The following is a 24,109-nucleotide window of genomic DNA, read 5'->3' as shown; positions in this document are numbered from 1 at the left end:
CGAGGGATGATCATTCACACGTTTGTTTTGTCTTTCAAAAAAACTGCTCTGGGCTCCACGCGGTCATTCGCAAAATCACGATGCATTTCCACTTTGCGGGACAAAGCGGCATTTCGTAGATTGGCTTGTTTTTGTGCTTTATCTTGTATGTTGGTGTTGCAAAGTTCGGCTGCTCGACCAAAGCTCAGGTGACACTTTCCTGAAGTTGAAGGAGATCCCATGGTCAATCTGGGCACACAGCCGATCAGGACTCAAAGTGACATTTCTGAGTTCGAAGCAGAAATGACGCTTGAAGAGCGTTTACCTGAGCAAAGCATCTTGGATGTCTTTATCAACAGCGCTGACCGCGATCCTGATGCGACTGCGCTGACAATGCTGATAACCGGAACTGAAGACGAAGAGCCGCGTCGTGTGACATATAAACAGTTGCTGGGACAGATAATGCGCGCTGCAAATCTCTTTGCGGCGATTGGAGGTGAAGCGCCGGGTGTTGCGTTTATGCTGCCCGCTTTGATTGAAACCCACGTCACTTTGTGGGGAGCAGAAACGGCTGGGTACGCTGTTCCGATCAATTTTCTTTTGCAGCCTGAGAGCATAGCAGAACTTCTCAAAGCCTCCGAGGCAAAGATCCTTGTTGCTCTTGGCCCTCATCCACAGCTGGATATTTGGGAGAAAGCTCTAGCAATAAGGGAGCAGGTTCCAGGCCTCGTACTTGTGCGCGTTTCTCCGCCGGGTACACCGCCCGAAGAAGGAGTTATTGACCTTGCCGGTGCTTTGATGGCCCAACCTGATGATCATCTGACTTTTGGGGAGGCGCGCAGGGGTTCAGATCTGGCGGCCTATTTTCACACCGGGGGCACAACCGGTGTACCAAAGCTTGTTGCGCACACCCACCGCAGCCAGCTGGTCGCAGCATTCGGGGGAGCTGTCATGTGTGGCTTTCGCTCTGATGATGTATTTACCGCTACTTTTCCTCTTTTTCACGTCGCCGGAACGATTGTCGGCGGCCTCAGTTGCTTTATGGCAGGCGTTGAACTGCTCGTAATGACTCCTGCCGGTCTGCGAAACCCAGCAGTTGTCGCAAGCTTTTGGCGTCTTGTTGCACAATACAAGGTTACAATTGTTGGCGGCGTACCAACTGCTATTGGGGCGATCTTGCAAACGCCAATTGGCGATCATGACATCTCGCATGTGCGGGCGGGCGCGACTGGCGCTTCATTGCTACCGCCTGCGGTCGGTCAGAAGTTCAAGGAAGTGACCGGCTGCACTCTTTTTGAAATTCTGGGCATGACGGAAGCTTCCGGATTGATCAGTATCGATCCACTCTGCGGTACGGGTACTGCAGGTTCAGTTGGCTGGGCGTTACCTTACACAAATGTCGACGTTCTAAAGCTGGAAAGCGATGGTGGTCTTGGAGCGGTGTGTGAGATTGGCGAAATCGGTGTTGTAGCCATCAAAGGTCCTCACGTGTCGCCCGGCTACAGCGTTCCAGAATTCAACAGTGAGGTGTTCGTAGACGGTGTCCTGAATTCGGGCGACTTGGGGTGCAAAGATGCGAATGGGTGCCTTTATGTTGCCGGACGCTCCAAAGATCTGATTATCCGAAGCGGCCACAATATCGATCCGGTCATGATTGAAAATGCGATGAGTACCCACCCTGCTGTCGCGTTGGCAGCAGCGGTCGGCATGCCCGATCCTTATGCCGGAGAACTGCCGATATGTTTCATTCAGGTCCACACATCCGATGAGGTTACCGTTGAAGAACTAATGGCACATGCTCAGAACACTATCGATGAAAGACCAGCTTGGCCGAAGATTATTAAGATTGTTGATGAGATACCGCTGACGTCAGTCGGCAAAATCTTCAAGCCAAGTCTGCGGTGCGATGCTGCAAAGCTGGTAGTATCAAATCTGCTTCGTGAACAACTGAAGTTGCCCGACGCTCACGTGCAAGTGGAGGCCGGCGGGCCACGCGGACTTTGCGTCACAGTGTGCCTGTCTGAGACAGACGCGTCGTCTAGGTCCAGCGTTGAAAAGAAGCTTCATGACTTCCTTTTCGAGACGCGCGTTGAAGTGGGATCGTAGGGGACAACTCTCAACACGGCATCGTCAGAGGAAATCGGTTTAAGGCGATCAGGGTGGTTCCGTAGCTTCGTGGGATGACAAATCCCAATCCACTTCGCTACTTCAAGACCAGCCCTGAGATGGTCTTGTCAGAAGAACTTGGGTTGAGGCGGGCAGGGTGCTCTCGTAGCCTTCGCGCATGATCAAACAGTCGCCATTCAAGTACTTCAAGACCAGACCAGAGGTCATTCGTCTGGCAGTCATGCTGTACGTTCGGTTCCCATTGTCGCTTCGAAACGTGGAAGACCTATTGCACGAACGGGGAATTGAGGTGAGCCACGAAACCGTCCGATATTGGTGGAACAGGTTCGGCCCGATGTTTGCCTCCGAGATCAGACAAAAGCGAGTTCAGCAATTGCGAGCATACTCGAAATAGAAATGGCACGTCGACGAGGTCTTTGTGAAGGTGAATGGCAAGCGACACTATCTGTGGCGGGCTGTTGATCACGAGGGCGAGGTGCTGGAAGCCGTTGTCACTAAACGCCGAAACAAAGCTGCAGCACTGAAATTCCTTAAGAAATTGATGAAGCGACACGGCACGGCGGTCGAGATCGTGACCGACCGTTTTGCATCCTACAAGGCGGCACTCAAAGATATGGGAGCGCTAGAAAAACAACAGACGGGAAGGTGGCTCAACAATCGAGTTGAGAACTCGCACCTCCCATTCCGACGACGAGAACGCGCGATGCAGCGGTTCAGGCGGATGCGAAGTCTGCAGAAGTTCGCCGCTGTTCATTCTTCCGTCAACAACCACTTCAACCAGGAAAGATCTCTCACCCGCCGAGACACCTTCAAGCTGACCCGCGCCGCCGCTCTTGCCGAGTGGCGCGAACTTGGTGCGGCTTAAAGGGCAGTTCTATTGGCCTAGCTGAGACTGGTTCGAATTTGTCTGACAGCACCCCGTGCTGGGTCAGTTGAGAGTGAGGTTTTTTGCGTTGTATCGGGTTTTGACCCTTTACGCTTCGGCAACTCCAACTTGTCACTCATACTGCATCCTCCAATTACTTCATCAATATAGAGGTGTTAAATTCTGCAAGTAAATTATAGCCAATTGCATATGGAGTTTGCATGAAAGCACAGAAAGCACGATCAGATCGGAACCTGGAATGGGCTGACGCACCCTATCTCCTTTCCGTTTGCGAAGCAGGAAGCCTAGCGGGCGTCGCGAGGATCATGGGAGCATTGTCCGCCCAAGCATTCAAGACTACGCGTGCGCTGTCTGGCGAAAACCTGATGTTCGAGAACTTCGGTCCTTGGTGATGCTGACTGACAAACATCTTTGAAACTGCGAAGCGGTGTGGCAACGTTTGGCTATCCTACGAAACTGTGTGCTACTTTGCAGACTTCCATCATCAATCTCATGAGGAGAAGACATGCTAATCAAACTTCTTGCGCCCGCATTTTTCTTGATTTTGCCCGCGCTCAGTGTTGCTCAAACAGCTGAGCGCAGCGTGACCATCGAAGCCGATGCGACAGTTAAGTCGGTTGATCCGGACACTCGGCTTATCGTGCTGCAAAACTCGGAGACGGGCGAAGAAGAGACCATTGTTGCAGGACCGGAAGTCGTAAACTTCGACCAAATTGAAGAAGGCGACACAGTCAAAGCCGTATACACACTGGGGGTAGCCGCAAACATGGCGTTCCCCGGCGAGGTTGACAGTATGGTTGAATTGGAAGGCCAGGCTGCAGAGGGATCAACACCGGGCGTAGCTGCCGGAACGATGGTCACGTTAATTCTGACTTTTGTTTCCTTCGACGCCGCGAGCTCAATCGCCACTGTGACAGACAGCAGCGGCACTGAACAAATGATTGAGGTTGAAACGGATGTTGGTCGTGAGTTTGTTGAACAGCTTAGCCCGGGAGACAGAGTAGCTCTGAGCTTCACGGAAGGTATCGCTGTGGGAATTGTTGAAGAATAGGTGTCGTCCGCAGCGCAACCTTATAAGGCGTACCTGTTGTTTCCTATGTCGCCACCAATGGAACAACTCGCCCCACCAGTTCCAGCCACCCAAAGCTCTTAACATTGTTGGTCCAAATTGGGCGTCGAAAGGTGGAGAAAACCTGCCTTCCAAAAAGGGATAAGGGGCGCTGTCAGAAGAAACTTATTGAGGCGGGCAGGGCGAGCACTTAGCGTCGCAGGATGACAAGACGCAGCCCTTTTCGCTACTTCAAGACGAGCCCCGAGATCATCCGTCTGGCCGTCATGATGTATGTTCGGTTTCCGCTTTCGCTTCGCAATGTTGAAGATCTTTTGCACGAGCGCGGCATCGAGATCAGCCACGAAACTGTGCGTTATTGGTGGAACAGATTTGGCCCGATATTCGCGGCAGAGATCCGCAGAAACAGGGTCAATCGGATGCGATCTTATTCGAACTGGCAGTGGCATCTGGACGAGGTCTTCGTGAAGATCAATGGCGAGACGCACTACCTATGGCGGGCTGTGGATCACGAAGGCGAGGTGCTGGAAAGTTATGTGACCAAGCGCCGAGATCGCAAAGCCGCGTTGAAATTCCTCAGGAAAGCAATGAAACGCTATGGGAGCCCACATGTCGTCGTGACGGACAAACTTCGATCCTACGGTGCTGCCATGAAAATCATAGGCAATGCACAGAAGCAGGAAACCGGCCGCTGGCGGAACAATCGAAGCGAGAATTCGCACCAGCCGTTTCGACGACGAGAACGGGTGATGCTGCGGTTTCGTCAGATGAAAAGCCTGCAGAAATTCTCCGATGTTCACTCTTCGGTTCACAACCACTTTAATCTGGAACGCCACCTCTACAACCGCGATAATTTCAAGCTCAACCGCGCCGTTGCTCTCACTGAGTGGCGTCAACTTTGTTCAGCATAAGTTCCGGCATTTGGCGGTAAACTGAGACTGGTTCGAATTCGTCTGACACCACCCTTTTTGCCATTAGATAAGCCAGTTTAAATGTGGGATCAGAGTTTAGAGGTTATCGAATCCTGCGGTCTACGCATTCCGAAATCACAGAAGCGATAGTTGCAAAAACGTCTGGTCGGCTCATTAGCTCCACATGCTTCATGTCTAGGCTGTAAAGGCTTTTGTCCCGCAAGTGCGTATCCAAAACGTCGCCGCCAGTCAGAGAGGGGTTGCCGCGTGACAAAAACACGTGTGCCGGGGGATCAAAGCGAGGCACGCGAAAATTACTGATCGCCAATTCGTGGGCAATTTCGACACCCCTGATCCTCGCTTCTTCAGCTTCAGGTTGCTCAGCTAGAATGCGCTTGATTTCAGGAACGACGCGCCGTGCTTTAAAGCGGCGTTTCCAGCCTTTGATGATGTAGCGCAGTCTTTTGTACGAGCGAAAGTACAAGGGCTGTAACTCCGGTTCTGCCCCGACCATTTTGAACGGAGGGTCCAAAAGGATCATACCAAGGGTTTTTTCCTGCCCTAATTGTCTTGCCATTTCCATGGCAATCGGACATCCGGCGGAATACCCGCACAGAACAAATGGACCGGCCTTATTGGTCTGTTTAAGATGAGAAATAGCTTCGGATGCAAGGTCGCTGACAGACCGGTCAAACGGAACGGGAGTACCTTCTGTCCGATGGCTTGGAATATGCACAACGGAATGGTCTGGACCCAAGCTTCGGGCCATATACCGGCTGAACTTGACAGAGCAATGCGCAATTAAGACTGTTGTTTTGCTCGTTCCTTGGCTGGAAATCTGAATAGCGCTTTCGCTCCCAGAGAACATCTCGCCCGCGCGCCTCTCGGATACCCTTTTGGCCAGTTCAGCAACTGTTGGGCAACTAAAAAGATCGGTTGGTTCAAAGTGAATTCCTTGCTCGCAACCCCTGGCATAGGCCGAAAGTGTCGCCAAACTGTCGCCCCCCAAATCAAAGAAATTGCCGTTTCTCGTCTGACATCGCGTATTCAGCGTTTCGGAAAAAATTGCGGCTATTTGCTCCTCGAGCTCTGTCTTCGGGGGTGCGCCAACGTGGGATTGCAGGTGCTCGGTGACCATAGCCTTAAGTGCGTTTTGATCCAACTTTCCGTTCGGAAGAATAGGAAACACTTCAACACCAACAACCGAACTTGGATGGAAAGGTTCTGGAAGACTGGCCTCAATGTGACGCGCGGCGGCCTCACAAATCGGGTCGCTGGGTCCGCATTCTATCGCCAAGATAATACTATTGGAGCCCGAAAGCGCCAATGAAACGGCAGCTATACGGCGTTGTTCAGTAACAACTTGAGCAGCAGCCTCAATTTCCGAAAGCTCGACTCGATGTCCGCGTATTTTGATTTGTTTGTCCCGGCGGCCCAAGAACGTGATGCATCCCGAGGCGTCAGCAACCCCAAGATCGCCTGTTCTATACGCCCGGATGCCTTCACCCCCAAATTCAAAGAACCGATTTTTTGTGTATTCCGAATCGTGTAGATAGCTGTTTGCGACTGTGTGGCCAGCAACAATGATTTCACCGGTTATCCCCGGTTCAGCGGGGCAATCATCGTTATCGAAGACGCCCACCCAGGTTCCGGGAATTGCCTTCCCAATTGGAACAATCGGGCCTTCTTCAAAAGCCGTGGCATCAAACGAAGTGCACCAAACCGTACCCTCCGTCGGCCCATACTCATTCATCAATACGCAATTGGGCAGCAACTCTTTTAATTCGTGAGGCAGGCTGTCGTAGAGTGCTTCTCCAGCGGCGATTAGAACCCGTAGGCTTTGCAAATCACTTTGCGGTACGGACATCAGAAGCGCGCGAGCCAAGCTCGGTAGGCACAGAGTATGGGTCACATTGTGTCGGGAGATTAATTCTCCTAACTGGTTCGGACTTTGCTCGGCGCGTTTCTCGGCGACGACCAAATGCCCGCCAGTGCAAAGGGTCCAGTAAATTCCGGCAACAGAGCTGTCAAACGCCAAAGAGGACAGCAGTAGGTAGACTTCGGGCGCAGCACCGTAAACCTCATCTCGCGCGACCGTTGATACGGCCAGCGCTGAGTGAGAGATCTCAACACCTTTGGGTTTGTTTTCTGACCCGGACGTGAACATGACATAGGCACGCGCACCGAGCTTAACATCGTCCGGGTGGATCGCCTGATCGAGCACGTCAACTAGAACCGGATGAGCAGATTTGGTGGGCAGGTTATTTTGCGACGTTCGTGACGTCACAATGAAACGGGGCTTGACCGTTTCCATCATCTGCGAGAGACGAATTTCCGGATAATTCAGATCCAGCGGAACATATGCTGCACCTGACATCATCACGCCCAAAAAGGCTGCAATTGCATCCACGCCACGCGGCAAAGCTACAGGGACTATATCGTCTTCAGTCACACCAGCTTTGAGCAGTGAAAAGGCTAGTTGCCGCGCGCGTTTCGACAGTTCGGAATAAGTTACCGTTTTGTGGTTGTCAGATATTGCGACCGCATTTGGCGAAGCGTCAGCGTGTTGCAGGAAGCGATGAATGACAGTTTCAGCTTTTGGCGCGGGTAAGATGTAAACCGGGTTAGCACCGTCTTTCATCAGGTTGCTTATTGGCGTTGTAGGATCATTGGCAATTGCAAACAAGACGCGTTTGTAGCTTTCAAGGCACGACCGAATGGCTTCGGCGGAAATACGTTCTGGGTCGAAATAGATTTCAACATCCAAATCTTTCTGCGGCGTCACAAGAAGCGTTAAGGGATAATTGCTGAACTGCGCTGTCTTAAGACCAGTGATCTCAATGTCGTCAAAGACGAAATCTTGTTTCTGAACGCCTTCATTCACAAACAGCGTATCGAAAACGGGGGTTCCACTTGCGAACGGGGCGCAGCTTTGTACGTCTGCGAGCGAGGCGTGCTCATGTTTTAGTCGTTTCAACTCGGTGCTAGTGTGGTCTTGTAGGAGCTCGCCCACTGATTGGGACGGATCGATTTTGAAACGTACTGGCAGTGTGCTTATGAATGCACCAACGGCTTGAGAAATATTGGGGATTTCAGGTGGACGTCCTGCAGTCGTGGTACCAAACACGATGTCGTTTTGCCCGAGATACCTGCGCAAGACCAATGCCCAAGCCACAGACAAAACCGTATTTGGTGTGACCTTCAATTCTGCCGAAGCCCGATTTACGCTCTCCATCAAGTCGCTGCCTAATCGCTCGGCGTACGAGACCTGGGTCGGAGACTGATTTCGGCTGTCCAGTTCAGGAAGCAAGCAGGGCGCTTCCAAGCCCACAAAGTAATCGGTCCAAAACGCAGTGTCCGTCAGTGGACCCTGTTTTTTGAGCCAGGTCAGATAGGTTTTGAAATTTGGCGCAATCGAACCGGCAGGGCTTTTTCCATGGTAAAGGTCGAAGAGATCTCTAATCGAAACGCCGGTCGACCACCCATCACTGATAAGGTGATGAATTGTCCACACAAACCGCCAGCAGTCTTGCGCTTCCTTGATCATTGTAACTGCCATCAAGGGGGGGCTCTTCAAATCAAACTGCCGTAGCTGCTCTAGTTTCAGAAGGTCGTCGAAACGCTGTTCCAAACCTGAATGCTCAGTCCAATCCAATTCGGTCCACGGCAAGCTAACCTGTTCCTGGATGACCTGAACGGGTTGCTTCACACCCTTCCAAACGAAACCGGTTCGGAATACGTCGCGCGCTTTTATAAGAGACTCCATCGCAACTTTCAGCTGCACTGGGTCCAGAGGGCCCCGCAACGTGCAACTGACTACAGCTACATATTGTCCGTGTAGTTGCGCCTCGTCATCGACATGAAACAATATCCCGCGCTGGGCGGAAGACAGCGGAAGAATGTCGGCTACACCTTGCGGATATCCCATGTCAGCCCAGCGCCTCCGAGATGCTTGAAAGATCATCATCGTCCAGATCGAGCAGAGCTTCTTCCGGGCCTTCCCCAATGCTGACTGACGACAAATTGTCTGCATGTGCAGCAAGTGCTCGAACGGTTCGGTATTCAAACAGCGAGGTCGCAGGCAGGGCAAACCCCTGTTCATTGGCCTTCATAGCAATCTCTATCGCGGCAAGGCTGTCGACGCCTAGATCGAAAAAGTCATCGGTCGCACCGATCTGGAGTTTACCCATCACCGCAGACAGTATGTCGGCCAACTTTTGTTCCGTTTCCGTCTCAGGTGGAACCAAGCCCGAGCGCTGCACGCCTCGCCTGCTTCCTTTGGGCAGACGGGATGCATCAACCTTTCCATTGGGGCTAAGCGGCATATCCTTCAGTAAAACCACTTCGTCAGGCAACAAGCCTCTTGGAAAATGGGCCTCTAGTGTCTGCCAAACATCTTGTTCTGCGATATCGCGACCGGCCACGTAAACGGATAGCTTTTGTTGGTTGACGGGCTCGTCAAATCCAATCTCTTCGAGGATCGCTTCGACGCGCTGCGTATCGATGTCGTCGTTAAGCTCTTCTAATGCCTGTTCGCGGGTTTTGTGGCCTAAGCGCACATCCCAGGAATAGGGCAGTGCGTAGTTGTGGTACCCCTCGCGTGACTTGTGCAAATAGATCCCGGTGTCATTGATCAGGCAATTGGTCGACCTACCAGTGTCCGATGGGCGTTGCCATGCAGTTTCCTTATCAAGAAACTCGTAAATCTCAGCTACGGGCACGTCGATGTAGCGGTAAATGTCGAGCACCTCGATCTGATCCAGAAAACGTCCATCTTTCAGGTCATCCGTTTCCAAAAGCTTGGAAAGCGCGTCATCTTTTGCGTGATAGGCTTTACGCGCCTTGGTAACCATATCGTCCAGCTGGGAGCACGTAGGGGCTGCGTTGCGGAACAGGTCGGGGGTCAAGCGTGTTTCAAAGAACTGTCCTCTGGACAATCCTGTCACCACCATAGTCGCGCCATCGGCCAAAGCCGTACGGAACGCCAAAGTGTATAGCGCCTTGAAACAACCCTGACACACGTTGGAGTGTGTTTTCAGGCTGTCGACGAATATCTGGTTCATCTTGTCAGTGCTGAGATAGCGATGATCCCAACCAAGATCTTCTGCTACCCTTTGAATATTCGTCTTCGACTTTTCAGAGATATAGCCATTGTCCAAAGTCACGGCGAGCACGCGCGACGTGTAATCAGCAAGCCGATAGGCGGCGTATGTGCTGTCTTTGCCGCCACTCAGCATCATGACCGCGTCGTATTCCCCGGTGCTCGCTTCGGCTGCACGCGCTATTTGGCGCTGTAGCGCGGGTTCATCCTTAAAGTAGGCCTGCGCCCGGGCTTTGTAGTTGTCGAATTCTGCGCAAAAATGGCACAGATCGTTTTCAACAAAATCTACCCCGGGCACGGAATCCGTAAGGCCACATGTTTTGCATTGCTTATCTCTGCCACTAGACGGTGCTGATCCGAACGAGACATGAACGGCATTCACATTCGGCAATTGTCGCAAAACGCGGTCAATCTCTGCGACTTCGAAACGCACACCGCCTATTTTTATTTGTTGATCCGCCCGGCCAAGGTAATCAAATCGCCCATTTCGATTGATACGACCCAAATCACCAGTTCGGTAAACCTTGCCTTGAATTGCTTTTGGATCCTCCAAGAATTTCCCTTCAGTTTTGGAGGGTGCGCCAAGATATCCCTCGGCCAAGCGGCCGCCGATAACGATTTCTCCGGTTACACCAATGGGGCAAAGGTTCATGCCTTTATCCCTGACACTGACCGAAACACCGGCTGCGGGAGACCCTATTTGGACCGAGGGCTCGGTATCAGCAACGGGGTCATATGTGTGGTGCATGGCGCCGACGACGGCTTCTGTTGGGCCGTATTCATTAATAAGAGTTAAAGACGGTGATAGATCTTGGGTCGCTTTGCGGCAGAGTTGCGATGTCAGGTTCTCACCACCCAGAACAAGCGTCTGAATACGCTCAACAACATGACCCTGTTTGCAAGCCAAGGCGAGGTGAGAGGGGGTCAATTTCACGACATCCACCGCGTCTTCGGTAAACACGTCTAGCACTGCAAGGTCAGGGTCGGAGTGCTCCGGATAGATACGGATCGACCCACCGGTAGCCAACGGCGCGAATAAGGACGTCAGTGTCAGATCGAATGATATTGAAGAAAAGAATGCGTAGTGCGTAGGGCGGTTGCCTGTGAAAGTCTTTGCAGCCCAGTGAATGTATCGTGACAGGTTTGTGTGATTGACCTCAACGCCTTTTGGTACACCTGTCGAACCAGAGGTAAACAGGACATAGGCAAGGTCACCGCCAGATGGTCTCTCAAAAGTGCGTGGTGTATCTGCATTGACCAGTGTGATGTTCAAGCTGCGACAAGCAAAAGCGCGGTTATCGTCAGGGGGCACGAATACTGCCGCAGCGCCTGATATTTTGACAATCTGTTCTGCACGCGCGCTTGGTGTATTTGAAGCTATGGGCACAAAGCTGCAACTGGCTTTCAACACACCCAACATGACCAAAATGAAATCCATGGATCGCGGCAGATTGATCGCTATGGGAGACCCACGCGGGATTCCGAGGCCAATGAGGTAAGCTGCAATCTGATCGCTGCGCCGGTCAAGTTGTCGGAAAGTTATCTGGTCGTCGGTACACGACACTGCAATTGAATCCGGGGATTTGATAACTTGTGCCGAGAACGCGTCCAAAACTGTTTCGGGCGCCACCGCAAAGTTTTGTCCTCCAAATACAATCGCCCGATCTTTCTTATCTGCAGCGATGTCCAGCGCTGCTAAACGCGTATCCGGAACCTCGACCGTAGCTTTCAGGACACGCAGGAAATGATTCTGCAGGGCCCCAGCCGGTACGTTATCTAAGATTTCCTCGTGTACATCCAGGAACAGCTCTGGCTTGCCGTTTCCGTGAAAGTCCATGATATGGAGACGAATGGCATGGCCCGCGTCATGCGCACCGCTATGGAGCCACTTCACCGTTGCCGGCTTCCCGGCGAAGCTTCCAAACTCGGCTTGAATGTAGTTGCAAACGGCGCTTATGCCCGACGTGTCGATGTTCGCAACCGCGCCGGGTTTCGCCCGCCTCAAAAACCTGCCCAGCCCGGTTTTAACCTTTACATGTATATCCAACAGCGTGTCGTCAGCGTCTAACTCCACAGTTAACGGCAGAACTTCCACAAATGGACCCAGCGTTCTTTTGTCTTGGCCCGATAAGCGGTTATGGGATGGCAATCCAACGGTGATCTGGTCGTCGCCTGTGACCCGATGCAAATACCCAAAATAGGCCGTCAGGTAGATTGCAAGCTTCGATAAGTCTGGAGTGAACAGGCGGAATTCCGATTGGGTTACAGCGTGCTCAAGCGTGTCCTGTATATCCTGCGAAATCTCCACAGCAATACGTTTGGAAAAACCTGCTCGCTTGGCGTTACTACCGTATGGTGGGGACGACGGGTGGAAAGGCGAAGGCGCCGCAAGTACCTCGGCGGTGTTGAGCAGTGGCGGGCTTTCAAAAAAGCTTGGCAGCGGCTCAGCAGTGAAAACACCGTCATGATCGATAGCCGAATAGCGTTGGGACACTTGATCAAACAATAGAGCACCGGACTGTGCATCACACACGATGTGATGTTGACATACGGCCCAAACCCAATGGTCGTCCGCCAACTTGATCACTTGGCTGCGTAGTGTTTCACGCCTTAGATCAAACGGAATTTGAACCCACGCATCGAGTTCACGCTCCAATTCAGTTGCCGCATCAGGCGACTGACTGGCGTCCTTACACTCCAGAAGCCCTTCAACTGCATCTTTGACAACTTGAATGGGCGCATCAGTCCCTTCTCGAAAAACCGTGCGCAGAATTTCATTGTCCTGAACGGTTTCGAAAAGCGCCCGTCGAAACACATCGGAGTCCACCTCGAAGTTCAGGTCAAATCGCCAAGCCATATTGTAAACAGGCAGGTCCGGTTGCAGAAGATGGCCCTTCCAGAACCTCAGTTGGCTTTCAGACAATGGATGTGACATGTTAGCCATTTCAGTAAACTGCGATGCGCCGATTTTCGGCATAAACGGAAATTGCAGCGATAGAGCTGAGGTTTTCCAGCGTGACGTCCTCCAAAGGGATTTCAATGCTGTAGGTCTGTTCGACGAACGAAACCAAAGACATGACGCCCAACGAGTCGATCATTCCGCTTAGCAACAGCTCTTCGTCGTCTGTCACTTTTAGGCCGCCCAACAGCGTGACGCGAACGTAATCTCGCAAAGCCTGTATTTGTTCTTCAGGCTGCATGCTGTGCATCTTTCTGTCCGGCGAGCTTGGCACGGTCTATCTTGCCCGTCGAAGTGCGGGGCATTTCTTCAAGCCATACGATGTGATGAGGCACGGCATATTGCGGCAAAACAGCTTCTACTCTGGACCGAACGCTTGACAGATCTTCTTTTGAACCGCCGGTGACATACGCATGGATTTCATCGTCGCATAATGTCGCGACCGCCTCGGTAACCAATGGAGTGTTGACCAATGCAAGTTCGACTTCATCCAGTTCGATGCGAAAACCCCTGAGTTTTATTTGGCGATCTTTGCGTCCGATCAAGAAAAAATCATTGTTTTCCGCTCTTCGAACAATGTCCCCGGTACGGTAGAATCTACGCACATTGCCGTCGGTGTCCGGAAGATCGCAAATCGCAGCTTCAGTTAGCCCGGAATCGTGCCAGTATTCCAACATGACCTGTTCGGAAGCGATCAGAAGTTCTCCAGTTTCCTCATCTTCAGATCCGATCCCGATACGAGCGGTCACTCCAATATCCGGACGTCCAATAGGCAACGGGCTGGTTCCGTCCAACTCTGCATGCGTCATCACGGCTGTCGTGCAATGGTTCGTTTCTGTCGGACCGTATGCATTCAGGAATTTTGCGTATGGGGTATGTTTGGACAGCGCCTTCAAAGCAGCCGGAGGCGTTTTTTCTCCGGCAAACATGACGATCCGCAGCGCTTCCAGGTTTCGATCCTCCAGCACGCCGCGCTCTACCATTTGGATCAGGGCATATGGGACAGAGTACCAAACAGTGATCCTCTCCTTCTCCGTCAACTCCGAAAGGCTTGCAGGTAGTTTTGCATGCATTTCGGGAATAACTACGGTGCAAGCTCCGGCCTGGGCGGTGCTGAAGATATCAAAAATCGACATGTCGAAATGAATAGGGGTGTGGTGGCTCACTCGATCTGACGCGCGTAACGCGCACAGTTTCGCGGCCATCTTTGCATAGGCCAACCCGCTTTTGTGGGTATGGACTATGCCCTTTGGTGCGCCGGTGGTCCCAGATGTCATGAGGATGTACGCAGGATCCTCGGCACCCCTATCCGGTCTACAAGCGGTATCTAGATTGCCCGAAAATTCATCTAGGGGCTGTGAAATGTCAAACAGCTGGCTTTCGGAAAAAGTACTCGAAAACTTAGTTTTGCGCGCTGTGTCGGTGATGACCATTCTGGCCGAAACGATCGATACTTGCGCCTCAATGCGCTCGGTCGGTGCTGCGGGATCAATCGGAACATAAACGCCTCCGATGCGGAGGATGGCGTAAATCGCCGCGATGGTTTCCGCGCCTTTGACCGAGCAGACAGCCACTCTGTCACCGCGTTCTATGCCCATAGTGATTAGTGCATTTGCAATCTTATCGACTTTGGAGTTTAGCGCAGCGTAAGTGGTGATTTCCCCCAGCGTGCTGACCGCCGCAGCTTCGGGCGTTACTTGTGCATACCGCCTGAGTGCGTCGTCCAGGAACAAGCCCGCTTTGATCATTGGGTCACCATTACAACGGCGTCACCAAACTGCGGGAACCAGCCGACCGTTCGCTCGTAGAACCAGAACATTGCAATTGCGATCAGGGCGACGGACCCAATTTGCAGAAACACAACGCGGTAGGCCGTCAGGCGCCGCAAGGCGAATAAGATGGGGAACAAAACGACCACAATGGCGAGTTGCCCGACCTCAACTCCAATATTAAATGTAGCCAGTCCAAGCGCCTTGCGTGTGGGGTCGAGGCCAAGTGGCTCGAGCACATTTGCGAAACCGAAGCCATGGAATATTCCGAACAGAAAGACGACCTTCCAAGAACTTGCGTGAAAACGAGGTACAAGGTTGCCGACGGCGACGGCAGCAATCGAGAAAGCGATAACCGCCTCCACCAGCGTCACGGGCAGGGTTATGACTTCGAAGGTTGCGAGACAAAGTGTGATAGTATGGGCGATCGTGAACACCGTTACGATTTTGACAGTTTCCAACAGGCTTTCGCGGATGTTCTCGGATGGAACCCAATGCCGGTTCTCGATCCGCATGACCGCTCCCAACAGCAGGGTCACTAAAAACAGAACGTGATCAAACCCAAGCCAGATGTGCCAAACGCCGTGCACAAAGAACGTTCGCGCAATATCGCCTACCGGTTCATCGTTCAGATAAAGGGCCTTTGTGCCATCGCCCGGCGCGAAAATCAGCGAGATGTAGGCCTCGTTCTCGTCCATCCCGTTTCGGGTATTGCTTCCAATAAGTGCATAACCTCGGTGGTTTGGATCGACGTCAGAGAACAGGCCGTCATAGGCCATCTCGATAGTTGTCGGGGTTTGCTCGATGTCTAAAACATTAAAATGCAGTTGAGCGAACGTATCGACCGACGAATCAAAAAATGAGATGTCGTCAAATTCAACCTTAAGGGCTTGCCCATCCGACAAAAGCTTCATGCGATTTTCGAAATATTTGAAGAAGAACTCTTGTGATTGCCGGACTTCGTCTTCAGTCAGCGACGTCGAAACCTCCGGCACCCCCTGCTGAATTCGGGTTAGATCCGTCAACGTTGCTTCAATCCTGCCACTCAGGCTGTCATCAGTGACGTCAAAATAAACGTAGCTCTCGTTGAACTTGTGGGCATGAACCGGCGTTGCGAAGGCTATCAGAATTAAGCCGCCTACCCACAGAAAGAGCGCAGCCAACGATCCACTAAACGAATTTGCCCAAGTCGCGGCGCAGGCAATGGATTCGCGATCAGCGTTTTGCATTGGTTCAGTCTCCCCCGTTTTTCGGTTGGGAACTTTTTCCAAGTTCCATCTTTGAGATTATTTCGCGTTGAATGTCCGAGGTGCCCGAGTAGATGACACCGCCGAGGGCGTCATTCACATCGGTTCCTGAATTTGAACTTTGAAGATACCCACGACCGCCAAACGTTCGCATTGCATCCATGCTGGAACTTAGAAACGCCTCAGAAATGTGAAGGTTTGTCATCGCCGCAAACTGCGTCAGGGGTTGTCCGGTATCGTACAGCTGTGCCGCCCGCGCCAACATAAGTTCGCAGGTTTCCAGACGTACGCGCATGTCTGCCAAGCGGTTGGAAACGGATTGGAATTCCGAGATCGACCTGCCAAATTGCTTACGAGAAACGGCATGCTCAGTGCACTCGTTCAATTGGCGTCGCATCGCGCCTACTTGCGCTGTTAGGATAAAGCACCTCTCCCAGTCGAGCGTGGCTTGTAAAATCGTAGCTCCGGCGCCTTCTCGTCCAATTCTGCGGGCCTCCGGAACCCAACAGTCACGGAACTCAAGCTGTCCCATGGGGGCGGAGTTCAATCCGACTTTTTCCTGCCTATCAGCTCGCAAAAACCCTTCATCATCGGCGCGCACAACGAAGGCCGACAAACCCCAACGACCTTTCTCGGGCGCGGTTTGTGCGAAAGCGATCGCGAAATCGCAAACAGGCCCCATGCCGACAAACGCCTTTTGACCATTTAGGATGTATCCCGCCCGATTGTGTTCAGCAGTCGTTTGCAGCGACAAAGCGTCGGATCCCGCCGTAGGTTCGGTAAGTGCAAATGCGCCAATCAATTCGCCGGACAGGAGCCCGGATAAGTAGCTGTCTTGTAGCTCTTGGGAAGCAAATCGAATAAGGGGGCGTTGAATAGTCCAAATCTGTGAGACTATGGCCACCGCCAAGCCGCTATCCGCGCAAAACTCACCAAACAGCAACATTTCCTCAACGAATTCACTGGCGCTATTAATTGAACTTCCAAGGCCTGGCGGTAAAACGAACTCAAAAGCGCCACATTCACCGGCGGCTTTCCACACTGCGCGTAAGTTCCCATCAGAGACCTCAGGGCTTGCTTTTGCAAAGTCCAGTCTAGCGCATCTGGTATCGCGGTTTGTATGGCGCATCACTTCGTTCACTATCGTATTCGATTACGTGTACTGAACGCAATACGCACGTCGAAGCTGGCCGGATCATCCTATTCAGAAATTGACATTTAAAAGTTTGGACGGAAATACAGTGCAGAAAGCGCATTATTGTTTTTCATCAAACGGTGAACGGCGGTCTTGACCACCCTTTTAGTAGATTGATAAATGTCTTAATGTTCTATTTTATTTGAATTTTTAGTTACTTTGGGTGGTGACGTTTTGCAAAAAAGCAGCCAGCCCTCCATCAACCTTCTCCTGCTGGCAAGAAGCCTGCAATGCCTTGCAGTTCTTTTTGTATTTTGGGTCGGTCAGCAGTTTCTGAATATCATTTTCGATCTTTTCGACAGTATCCGCGTGGCGCCCCGCACGGCCAATTCCATGAAAGACAGCTCTGGCTGCGCTGCCCTGCTGATCGTTGACATGTGGATACAAGAGAACAGGTGTTGCAGCCTCAACGGCTTCGATAAGACCGCCTGTGCCTCCGTGCATTATTGCAAGATGAGCATGCTTTAGAACCTGATGTTGGGGGACCCAAGCCACAACATCAACGTTGCGTGGGTAGTCACAACTGCCACCATCCTCCCAATTCTGACCTGCAGCAAACAGGAACTGCCACTCTGGATGCTTACTTGCGACTTCCCAAAGGTTAACAAGCAGATCGCTCTTAGGCTTCATCATTGTTCCGAAACCGACGAAAATGCGTTTCTTTGTGCCTTGCCCCGAACAGAACCTGCGCACTTTTTCGCGGTCATGAGGCTTTTCAGGGCGATCTTGTATTACCATCGCTCCGAGATACGAAAAATCTGAGTAAGGACGTGTTGGCAAGTCAATGGACTGCGGGAGAAACAAAACAGTGGGAATCTTGTAAGTCCATGGCATTTGCCAGCAAATCAGCCGTCTTATTCTTGCGATCGGAACGTTGTAACGCCGTGCCAGTTCAAGCAGCGCCGAAGTGAAATCTGCACCTTGATGTTTGAACTTGTTTCGTAGAATTTTTTTGAGTTTCCAAATCAGGAAGCTCATCCAAATAATTGAGATTCCAATTCGACTTCCCCGCATACCAACACCCGGACACGCGCGTTTGTTCAAAGGAGGCGCCTGGGATCCGGGGGGCGACAAGAACATACTGCTACACTGAATGACCGGCGGCCCCAGAGACAAACCGACTATTATGTGCGCGTGAAGTTCACAGTCGACAAAAATAACATCTGGTTGAAAACGGGACATTGAGGCAGAAAAATCATTAACGCCAAGGGCATTCACTGCACAATCCAGACGATCATTTGATGATAATGTCCTAAACTGGTCTGCAGTCAGTAGGTCTGCGAAAGCATCAACTTTAGGAATTGGAATCTCGCCGTACTCCAGACCGAAATGTGAAATTAGATCGAAAGACGATTTTGGCGCAAAAACACAAACCTCGTAACCGAATAGTTTTGCTTGCTTAGCAAACTCTACCGCACTGTTAAGCGGGCCGCTTATCCCACTTGATACTATCGCCAATCTTTTAGACATCGCTTTGGGAAACTGGGCCGGATGAATTTGTTGTCAAGACCGGACATGTTTTCCCAAGTGGACTTTCGAGGGTCTTGTCAGAAGAACTTTGCTTGAGTGGGGCAGCGTGGTTACGTAGCTTTTGCCCATGACCAATCCTGCCTCTTTCAAATACTTTAGGACCAGTCCTGAGATCATCCGCCTTGCGGAGATGCTGTACATCCTTTTCCCGCTCTCGCTTCGGAATGTCGAAGACTTGTTGCACGAGCGAGGTATCGACGTTAGCCACGAAACTGTCCGATACTGGTGGAACAGGTTCGGCCCGATGTTTGCATCAGAGATCCGAAGAAAACGGGTTCAGCAACTCCGAGCCTTTTCAAAATGGAAGTGGCACTTAGACGAAGTATTCGTGAAAGTGAACGGCAAACGCCACTATCTCCGGCGTGCCGTCGATCACGAAGGTGAAGTGCTTGAGGCCGTCGTTACTAAGCGTCGAAACAAATCTGCAACACTGAAATTCCTCAAGAAATTGATGAATCGGCACGGTTGCGCCGAAGAGATCGTCACAGATCGCTTCGCTTCCTACAAGGCTGCGTTCAGAGAAATGGGTGCACTCGAAAAACAGAAAACGGGCAGGTGGCTCAACAACCGCGTCGAGAACTCGCACCTGCCGTTTCGACGACGCGAACGCGCCATGCAGCGCTTCAGGCGCATGCGAAGTTTGCAGAAATTCGCCTCCGTCCATTCCTCTGTCTACAACCACTTCAACCAGGAAAGATCGCGAACCAGCCGAGACACCTTCAAGCTGACCCGCGCCGCCGCTCTTAGCGAGTGGCGTCAATGATCAGCCCCACTTGTGTGGTCCAAGTTGATTGTTAGTGCATGACCGGCCTTTGGTCCATTTGAACGATGGTTTCCGGGGCCGGCGGTTTGTATCCCAGAGCACTGTGCGGGCGTTTTGTGTTGTAGTGTTTCCTCCATTCTTCGATCAAAATCTGCGCTTCTCTTAGATTGTAGAAGACTTCTCCATTCAGGAACTCATCTCTGAACCGCGCATTGAAACTTTCACAGTAACCGTTCTCCCATGGGCTGCCTGGCTCTATGTATGCGGTCTTTGCTCCAACTGCATTGATCCAGTCTTGCACCGCCACGGCAATGAACTCAGGGCCATTGTCGGAGCGAATGTAGCTTGGCACACCGCGTATGATGAACAGGTCACTCAGCACGTCGATGACATCGCTGGAGTTCAGCTTGCGGTCCACACGTATCGCCAAGCACTCCCGGCTGTACTCATCGATGACGTTGAGCGTGCGGAATGCCTTTCCGTCATCCGTTCGACAATGCACGAAATCATAGCTCCAGACATGGTTTCGATGCTCCGGCCGCAGCCGAACACACGATCCATCATTTAACCAGACCCGTCCCTTCTTTGGTTGTTTCATTGGCACTTTCAGCCCCTCCCGACGCCAAAGCCTTTCGACGCGCTTGTCATTCACCTGCCAGCCCGCATCTCTCAGCAAAGCCGCGATCCGACGATAACCGTAGCGGCCATACTGGCGGGCCAATTCTATCATGTCCGCCACCAGGCGCTTCTCGTCATCTCGACCTTTCGGCAGCTTTCGCTGTGTGGATCGGTGCTGCTTCAGGACACGACACGCCCGGCGCTCTGAGACACGCAGTTTGTGGCGCACATGGTTGATGCAGGCACGGCGACGGGCGGGGCTCAGTAGTTTCCCTTGGCCGCCTCCGTCAGGATCAGTTTGTCCAGGGTAAGATCCGAGACGGCCCTACGAAGACGCTCATTCTCTTTTTGAAGGCGCTTGAGTTCCTTCAATTAATCCGCGCCCATTCCGCAGTACTTTTTCTTCCAGCGATAATAGGTCTGTTCAACAACACCAATCTGCCGGATTGCATCCAGACGGGACATGCCTTGCCCCATCAATATCTCAACCTGCCGTAACTTCTAGACAATCTCTTCCGGCTTCGGTCGCTTGTTCGCCATGTGGTTCCTCCGTTTTCATAACCATAACGGCGGACCACACAAGTGGGGGAGGATCAAACACCCGTTCAACGACGTTCGCGGTTTGTTGCCGAGGCGTCGAACATCCATGGGTTGCAGAACTCCGGGCTCTGTGACGGACCGGCAGCGCCCGGATTGACGTCAAACTTCTAACTGTTGTCTTCCTCGCTTTCACCCAAACATGTTGATCCATCGGATCACCATCGGTGAAAGGCAGATCAGCAGAAGAACGGGCATCATACACATGGCCATAACAGCTGACATCTGCACTGGCAGTTTGTTGGCCTTTTCCTGTGCCCGAAGTTCGCGATCCACACGCATGTCGGTGGCAAACCTCCGTAGAGAAGCAGAAATGCTGGTACCGTATTGGTTGGATTGCAGGAAGGCGTTCGCGAAGGAGTTTACCTCATCAATACCGACGCGTTCCGCCATGTCCATAAAGGCGGCTTGGCGCTCTTTGCCAGCTTGCAGTTCCAGTTGGAGTATCGTGAATTCTTGCGAAATTTCCGGTGCTGCGTGCGCCATTTCATGCGACACACGCACCATCGCGGCGTCAAATCCTAATCCTGCCTCTATCGCTACTTGCAACAGGTCCAGCGCATTTGGAAGACTGTGTTCAATGGCCTGACGGCGCTTTCTAATACGGTACCGCAGCCACAGAGCAGGGCCGTAGAATCCGACTACCATCAGCGCGGTGACAATCTGCAATGCATTTACCCAGGAGATGCTCTGCAAAAGACTGGCAATACCAAGCTGAACCTGAATTTCTAACGGCAATGCCAACGCCGTAACGAAAGCGGCCGGTAGCACGAACCCCATAACCACACGAAACAAATAGAAAGTGCGGATGGCGTGTTTGCGCTGAATACCAGCCTGCTTAAGCATTCTGCCAATTCTGGAACGCTCACGTTTCGACGAGGGCACAAAAGCCTTTAGAAGACCGTGCGGGTCGCTGTTGTCCCCCTGGATGAGGTCGAAATCTGCGCCATGCCCCCGAGAAATTGATCCGACCCGCATCCGGCGTGCAGCCGTGTCATCAGTTGCGGTCATGCCGGAAATCCCGAGGATTACAAAGAATACGCTTACGGCGATCCCGCCCAGCACGAGATACTGAAGGGGAAGATCTTGGCTGTTCAGAAAACCTTGAATAAATTCCATTTTTCCGCTCCCTCTCAGAATTTGAACTTTACGAGCCGTTTCAGAATAAGCCCTTGAGCAATTGTCAGGCCGATGATCGCACACGCGAAATAGGGAAATAGCGGATCGTTTCGCACATCACCGTAGAACGTAGGTGTGGACATCTCGATTGAGAAGTAGATGAACACCGGCAAGACCGTAAGAATAAGGCTGCTAAGACGGCCCTCGGCAGAGATTGCCTTGATCTTTTTTTGCATGGTTTGCCGGTCGCGGATGACTTGGGACAAAATGCTTAGGACACGTGCAAGGTTGCCGCCGGTTCCGTGCTGAATACCGATGCTGACCGCAAGATAGTTTGCGTCCTCTGTTCCGACACGTTTCGAGAAGTCCTGAAACGCCGTTGCGACGTCGTCGCCGTAGTTAATTTGGTCTTGAATAATGCCAAACTCGGAACCTATTGGATCCGGAAGATCCGATGCCACATTCCCGACCGTTACAGCCACCGGGTGTCCGACCTTCAGGCCACGGGCCATAAGGTCCAATGCATCCGGCAACTGTTTTGTCAGTTTCCTGGATCGGGCATCCTTCATGGCGATCAGTACCAGCACCGGGAGAATAACGGCCAGAAAGCCGCTAAGAACTGCGGCAATTTCCGGGGCTAGGAGCCGGGATATTGCAACGAAGGCCGCTAGGGCTACACAAGTGGCTGCAAGGACTATCCAGATCGGATTGATCGTCAGCCCGGCTTGGACAAGCAGACGGCGAAAGCGCGCGATCAAACTGGGTTTTTCGCCAGGAGCCATCATTGCAGGGTCGCGTAACAATTGCAGAACCTGATCGGTCGAGGCGCCCCCCTGGATCAGCTTCATGCGCCGGTTTCTGGCCTCGCTGAGGGATTCCTTGCGCAGGAAAAGCTGCTGTAATCCTTCGTATGCAAGAAGAATTCCAAGGAAAATCGAAATGTAGAACAGAATGTTCAGGGTGTTCGGTTGCAGGTCAATCATAACGACATAGCCCCACGAATAAACATGTTGGTATCTACGTTGACCCCTGCGGCAACCAACTGATCGAAGCATTTTGGCCGAATACCCGTAGGCAGGAATTCCCCAAGAATCTGCCCGTCCTCCGACTTGCCGCGACGTTTGAAAACAAAAATGTCCTGCATGGTGATTGTGTCATCTTCCATGCCGGTAATTTCCGAAATGCTGACGACTCTGCGGGAGCCGTCACTAAGGCGGCTGAGCTGGAGTACAATCTGTATCGCCGAAGCAATCTGTGATCGGATGGTTTTCATCGGCAAGTCAGTGCCAAGCATTGTTACCATCTGCTCAACCCGGCTTAGTGAATCACGCGCCGAGTTTGCGTGAACGGTAGTCATAGACCCGTCATGGCCCGTATTCATGGCTTGAAGCATGTCAAAACACTCTGACCCACGAACTTCTCCTACGATGATGCGGTCAGGCCGCATCCTCAGGGCATTGCGAACTAGGTCACGTTGGGTGATTACACCTTGCCCTTCAGCATTCGGAGGGCGGGTTTCAAGACGAACAACGTGGCTTTGCTGAAGCTGAAGTTCGGCAGCGTCTTCGATAGTAACAATACGCTGATTGCCATCGATAAACGACGATACAGCGTTCAGCATGGTTGTTTTACCCGTGCCAGTGCCGCCTGAAATGAGAATATTCAACCTTGCTTCGACAAGGGCCGCAAGGAGTTTGGCTGCCTGATCATTCATGCTGTTCTGATCAACAAGCTTTTTTATTGTCAAAGGGTTGCGGGAGAATTTGCGAATTGACAAAGCTGGTCCATCGACGGAACACGGCCGAATAATTGCGTTAACGCGGCTGCCGTCTTCCAAGCGCGCATCAACCCAGGGCTGAGACTCATCGATACGCCGACCAACTTTGCTGACGATCTTGTCGATAATCCGCAGCAAGTGACGTTCATCGCGGAAGCGAACAGTAGAAAGCTCCAGAAGACCAAAGCGTTCGACGTAAACCTGATCAAAAGAGTTTACGAGAATATCGTTGATAGTCGGGTCTTCCAGCAACGGCTCCAATGGCCCCAGACCCATAACTTCGTGAATAAGCTCATCAACCAGCGCAGTGAAAGCCTCAGAGCGCATGTGCAGGTTTTCAGCCTCGATCAGACCGGTTACCAAAGATGCGATCTGGCGCTTCAATTCCGATCGTTCAACCTTATCGATAACTGAAAGATTGAGCCGGTCCAGAAGCTCACCATGCAAGCGGCTTTTGAGTTC

At 52.0% G+C, this 24,109-nt stretch carries 16 protein-coding genes and 2 pseudogenes; 6 read left to right on the top strand and 12 right to left on the bottom strand.

The genetic code is table 11. The features are described 5' to 3' along the window. Positions 1-14: 14 nt before the first annotated feature. Positions 15-221 carry a hypothetical protein gene (locus RUA4292_RS25400; protein ID WP_233493484.1) on the bottom strand — a complete coding sequence of 69 codons (207 nt, stop codon included), beginning with the start codon at positions 219-221 and terminating at the stop codon, positions 15-17. On the opposite strand from RUA4292_RS25400, the gene RUA4292_RS17105 reads away from it, so the two are divergent. The 5 genes and pseudogenes from RUA4292_RS17105 to RUA4292_RS17085 all read left to right on the top strand — a co-directional run bounded on the left by RUA4292_RS17105 (position 220) and on the right by RUA4292_RS17085 (position 4,972). Then, positions 220-2,085 (top strand): AMP-binding protein, encoded by a 1,866-nt coding sequence (locus RUA4292_RS17105; RefSeq protein ID WP_058278697.1) that lies wholly within the window; start codon positions 220-222, stop codon positions 2,083-2,085. The genes RUA4292_RS25400 and RUA4292_RS17105 overlap by 2 nt on opposite strands. 178 nt (positions 2,086-2,263) lie before the next feature. After that, positions 2,264-2,971: pseudogene (locus tag RUA4292_RS17100) on the top strand (IS6 family transposase). A gap of 221 nt (positions 2,972-3,192) precedes the next feature. Next, positions 3,193-3,384 carry a hypothetical protein gene (locus RUA4292_RS17095; protein ID WP_058278696.1) on the top strand — a complete coding sequence of 64 codons (192 nt, stop codon included), beginning with the start codon at positions 3,193-3,195 and terminating at the stop codon, positions 3,382-3,384. Between the two features lie 113 nt (positions 3,385-3,497). Beyond that, a complete protein-coding gene (locus tag RUA4292_RS17090) occupies positions 3,498-4,043 on the top strand; it encodes a hypothetical protein (protein WP_058278695.1) in 546 nt (181 codons plus the stop codon). Positions 4,044-4,264: 221 nt separating this feature from the next. Then, complete coding sequence (locus RUA4292_RS17085) at positions 4,265-4,972, top strand: IS6 family transposase (RefSeq protein WP_058278694.1); 708 nt, start codon at positions 4,265-4,267, stop codon at positions 4,970-4,972. Between the two features lie 103 nt (positions 4,973-5,075). Here the strand turns inward: RUA4292_RS17085 and RUA4292_RS25395 are convergent, their stop codons facing one another. The 7 genes from RUA4292_RS25395 to RUA4292_RS24205 all read right to left on the bottom strand — a co-directional run bounded on the left by RUA4292_RS25395 (position 5,076) and on the right by RUA4292_RS24205 (position 18,713). After that, entirely contained in the window at positions 5,076-8,900 is a 3,825-nt protein-coding gene (locus RUA4292_RS25395; RefSeq protein ID WP_058278693.1) for a non-ribosomal peptide synthetase, read from the bottom strand. Between the two features lies 1 nt (position 8,901). Further along, entirely contained in the window at positions 8,902-13,008 is a 4,107-nt protein-coding gene (locus tag RUA4292_RS17075) for a non-ribosomal peptide synthetase (protein WP_233493483.1), read from the bottom strand. Between the two features lie 10 nt (positions 13,009-13,018). After that, positions 13,019-13,273, bottom strand: coding sequence for an acyl carrier protein (locus RUA4292_RS17070; protein ID WP_058278691.1), 255 nt, complete (start codon positions 13,271-13,273; stop codon positions 13,019-13,021). Further along, positions 13,263-14,780: an amino acid adenylation domain-containing protein gene (locus tag RUA4292_RS17065; protein ID WP_058278690.1), complete on the bottom strand. Its 1,518-nt coding sequence runs from the start codon at positions 14,778-14,780 to the stop codon at positions 13,263-13,265. The genes RUA4292_RS17070 and RUA4292_RS17065 overlap by 11 nt, the downstream gene beginning before the upstream one ends. Then, positions 14,777-16,030: a HupE/UreJ family protein gene (locus tag RUA4292_RS17060; RefSeq protein ID WP_058278689.1), complete on the bottom strand. Its 1,254-nt coding sequence runs from the start codon at positions 16,028-16,030 to the stop codon at positions 14,777-14,779. Before RUA4292_RS17060 ends, RUA4292_RS17065 begins: the two co-directional genes overlap by 4 nt. A gap of 4 nt (positions 16,031-16,034) precedes the next feature. Next, the gene (locus RUA4292_RS17055; RefSeq protein ID WP_145975007.1) at positions 16,035-17,177 is read right to left on the bottom strand and encodes an acyl-CoA dehydrogenase family protein; all 1,143 of its coding nucleotides are present in this window, start codon (positions 17,175-17,177) and stop codon (positions 16,035-16,037) included. Between the two features lie 216 nt (positions 17,178-17,393). Continuing rightward, complete coding sequence (locus RUA4292_RS24205; RefSeq protein ID WP_082637175.1) at positions 17,394-18,713, bottom strand: glycosyltransferase; 1,320 nt, start codon at positions 18,711-18,713, stop codon at positions 17,394-17,396. Between the two features lie 127 nt (positions 18,714-18,840). Between RUA4292_RS24205 and RUA4292_RS17045 the strand changes: the two genes are divergently transcribed. Further along, positions 18,841-19,536 (top strand): IS6 family transposase, encoded by a 696-nt coding sequence (locus tag RUA4292_RS17045; protein ID WP_058278686.1) that lies wholly within the window; start codon positions 18,841-18,843, stop codon positions 19,534-19,536. A 31-nt stretch (positions 19,537-19,567) separates the two neighbouring features. Here the strand turns inward: RUA4292_RS17045 and RUA4292_RS17040 are convergent. The 4 genes and pseudogenes from RUA4292_RS17040 to RUA4292_RS17020 form a co-directional block, all read right to left on the bottom strand. Further along, positions 19,568-20,637, bottom strand: a pseudogene (locus tag RUA4292_RS17040) (IS3 family transposase). A 246-nt stretch (positions 20,638-20,883) separates the two neighbouring features. Further along, positions 20,884-21,954 (bottom strand): type II secretion system F family protein, encoded by a 1,071-nt coding sequence (locus RUA4292_RS17030; RefSeq protein ID WP_158507058.1) that lies wholly within the window; start codon positions 21,952-21,954, stop codon positions 20,884-20,886. Next, entirely contained in the window at positions 21,885-22,853 is a 969-nt protein-coding gene (locus RUA4292_RS17025) for a type II secretion system F family protein (RefSeq protein WP_058278684.1), read from the bottom strand. Before RUA4292_RS17025 ends, RUA4292_RS17030 begins: the two co-directional genes overlap by 70 nt. Next, positions 22,850-24,094: a TadA family conjugal transfer-associated ATPase gene (locus RUA4292_RS17020; protein WP_233493481.1), complete on the bottom strand. Its 1,245-nt coding sequence runs from the start codon at positions 24,092-24,094 to the stop codon at positions 22,850-22,852. The genes RUA4292_RS17025 and RUA4292_RS17020 overlap by 4 nt, the downstream gene beginning before the upstream one ends. Between the last annotated feature and the right edge of the window lie 15 nt (positions 24,095-24,109).

The sequence above is a fragment of the Ruegeria atlantica genome, from assembly GCF_001458195.1.
Taxonomy (GTDB): Bacteria; Pseudomonadota; Alphaproteobacteria; order Rhodobacterales; family Rhodobacteraceae; genus Ruegeria; species Ruegeria atlantica.
Note: the sequence above shows the minus strand (reverse complement) of the source record. Positions and strands in the feature narration are given on the sequence as shown.